The following is a 2073-nucleotide window of genomic DNA, read 5'->3' as shown; positions in this document are numbered from 1 at the left end:
CTAGATGATTGAGTCCGATGTCTGAGGAGGTCGCGGACATGGCGAAGGGTGCCCGATGGTTAAGTCGTGACACGAAACCTGGACACCCTTCTCACCGCACTCTACGTGTTCTGCGACGAGCACGTCACCGAACCCCGCAGGATCGGCAGGCCACCGAAACTCGGCGATGCGGAGCTGCTGTGCCTGGCCATCGCCCAGGTCCTGCTGGGCTTCCCCTCCGCACGCCACTGGATCCGCTTCGCGGGATCCCGCCTGGACCACCTGTTCCCCTACCTGCCGAAGCAGTCCGGGTACAACAAGCGCCTCAACCGCGCCGGCCCCCTGATCAGCCGGACGATCCAGGCCCTGGCCGCCCAGGTACCCTCCTGGCACGACGACCTGCGGCTGATCGACTCCACACCACTGCCCTGCGCGGCCTCGCGCGAGACCGTCAAGCGCTCGGCCCTGGCCGCCACGGCCGGGTACGGCTACTGCCGTTCCCACTCCCGGTTCTTCTGGGGCTATCGCCTCTACCTGGTCACCACCGCCGAGGGCATGCCCCTCACCTGGTGCCTGGCCCGCCCCGGGATCGGCGAGCGCGAGGTTATGACGGCGCTGCTGGAGGCCGACCACCACCTGATCCGCGCTGGCCAGGTGATCCTGGCCGACAAGGGCTTCGCCGGTAAGGAGTTCGAATCCTTCGTGACCGGCCGGCTCGGGGCGCACCTCCTGCTGGCCGCGGTGATCTGGCACAACTGGGAGACCGGCGCCCCGGTCAAACGCTCGCTCATCGCCTACGACCACTGAAGACATCGGACTCAATCATCTAGCAGGCCCTCGCCCACGTGCACTCCAGCTCCCCGGCCCGGTCGGGCTCCGCGGCCCGCAGCGGGACGGTGCGCGCCGTCGGCACCGGGGGAACGCCGGGGGTCGGCGTCGAGCGGCTGAACTCGGCCAGCCGGACGGCGATGGCGTCCTGCACTGGGCGCGGTGGCGAACCGGAGTAGCCGTTGTTCAGTACCGCGAACACCAGCCGCTCGCCGTCGGCGCCGGTCACGTAGCCGGACAGGCTGCTGACGCCCGTAAGGCTGCCGGTCTTGGCGCGCACGTTGCCGGCCGCCACCGTGTCGCGCATCCGGTTGGTCAGCGTGCCGCCGACCATGCGGTCGGCCGCGCCCGCGACCGGGAGGGCGTCCTCCCACTCGGCGTACCAGGGCTGGTCGGGGGCGGCCTTCAGCAGGTCGGCGACCAGCCGCGCCGGAACGCGGCTGCCGCGGTCCAGGCCGGACCCGTCGCGCAGGTCCAGTCCCCGGGTAGGGACCCCGAGTCGCTCAAGTGCCGCCGTGACCTCGGGAAGGCCGGTCCGCCAGCTCCCCTCGTCGGAGACCTCCTGGCCGATGGCCTTGATCAGCATCTCGGCGTGCCCGTTGTTGGACAGCTTCATGAACGGCACCAGGATGTCGCCGAGCTCGGCCGAATCGGTGCGTGCCAGCTCCGGCGCGCCGGCCGGAGTGGTCCCGCGCCCGACCTCCCCTCCGACGCTAACGCCGTGCGCCGCCAGCGCGTCGGCGAAGACGTGCGCGGCGAAGCCGGTCGGCTCGTGGACGGTGCGCAGGTAGCTCGCGGCCGCGCCGCCGGCGGGCAGCGACCCGGAGACGGTGACCGTGTTGCCGCCCACGGCCCGGGTGACGGTCACGCCGGTCGCCTCCGACGGGCGCACTGTGCGGGTGCGGTTCACCACCGTCACGTAACCGGTGGCCGGCGCGAGGCCGACCCGCACCCGGTCGCCGGCGCGGCGCCCCGGGGTCACCGTCACCTCGACGACGCCGGTGTCGTAGTCGGCGTTGGCGGCCACCGTGAGTGCGGAGATCTGGGCCGCGTAGTAGTACGGCTCGTCGGCCGGATGCCAGCCCGAGCCGAGCCGCTGGTCGTCGAACCAGGTGTCATCGGCCAGGAGGTCCCCGGTCACCGCGGTGACCCCGGAGGCCGCGACGTCGGCGGCGAGCGCGTCGTAGCGCTCGACGGTCATCGTCGGGTCGCCGGTCCCGGCCAGGTACAGGTCGCCGTGCACGACACCGTCCCGGGGCGCGGCGC

General features: G+C 72.1%; 2 protein-coding genes. One reads left to right on the top strand and one right to left on the bottom strand.

The window, feature by feature from the left end:
- The first annotated feature begins 66 nt into the window (after positions 1-66).
- Positions 67-786 carry an IS982 family transposase gene (locus DEF28_RS26490; RefSeq protein WP_114446266.1) on the top strand — a complete coding sequence of 240 codons (720 nt, stop codon included), beginning with the start codon at positions 67-69 and terminating at the stop codon, positions 784-786.
- A gap of 19 nt (positions 787-805) precedes the next feature.
- Here DEF28_RS26490 and dacB read toward each other — a convergent pair.
- Positions 806-2073: D-alanyl-D-alanine carboxypeptidase/D-alanyl-D-alanine endopeptidase (gene dacB, locus DEF28_RS26485; RefSeq protein WP_114446265.1), on the bottom strand; the 1268-nt coding region annotated here is incomplete at its 5' end.

It is taken from the genome of Marinitenerispora sediminis (assembly GCF_003336425.1).
In the GTDB taxonomy this organism is placed as follows: domain Bacteria; phylum Actinomycetota; class Actinomycetes; order Streptosporangiales; family Streptosporangiaceae; genus Marinitenerispora; species Marinitenerispora sediminis.
This window is presented reverse-complemented; position numbering and strand designations above follow the sequence as displayed.